Origin of the sequence: Rhodobium orientis (genome assembly GCF_003258835.1) — a bacterium.
GTDB lineage: Bacteria > Pseudomonadota > Alphaproteobacteria > Rhizobiales > Rhodobiaceae > Rhodobium > Rhodobium orientis.
In genome coordinates, this window is sequence record NZ_NPEV01000140.1 from 1 (window position 1) to 284 (window position 284).

At 45.1% G+C, this 284-nt stretch carries 1 protein-coding gene; it reads right to left on the minus strand.

Going from position 1 to position 284, the window contains the following annotated elements:
• Positions 1-2: 2 nt before the first annotated feature.
• On the minus strand, positions 3-284 hold a 282-nt coding region (locus CH339_RS25565), incomplete at its 5' end, for a F0F1 ATP synthase subunit A (protein ID WP_170138636.1).

A 284-nucleotide genomic window follows, 5' to 3' on the forward strand; every position in this document is an offset into this window, starting at 1 on the left:
TTTTAGTGTTCATGACTTACTTTGTGAGACATGTAAACCATTGTTAACATCGTGAAGATGAATGCCTGGATTGTACCTACGAACAAGCTGAACGCCTGCCATACGATCATCGGCACAACCGCTCCAATGGTTCCAACCAGCCCCAGGAAAATGCTTTGAGAATAGAAGTTGGTTGCCAGTCCGGCAAGAAGGCCGAGCAGAATTTCGCCGGCGAAAATATTACCGTAAAGACGCAATCCCAATGTTAATGTGTTCGCAAATTCTTCAATGATTTTGAGCGGCAC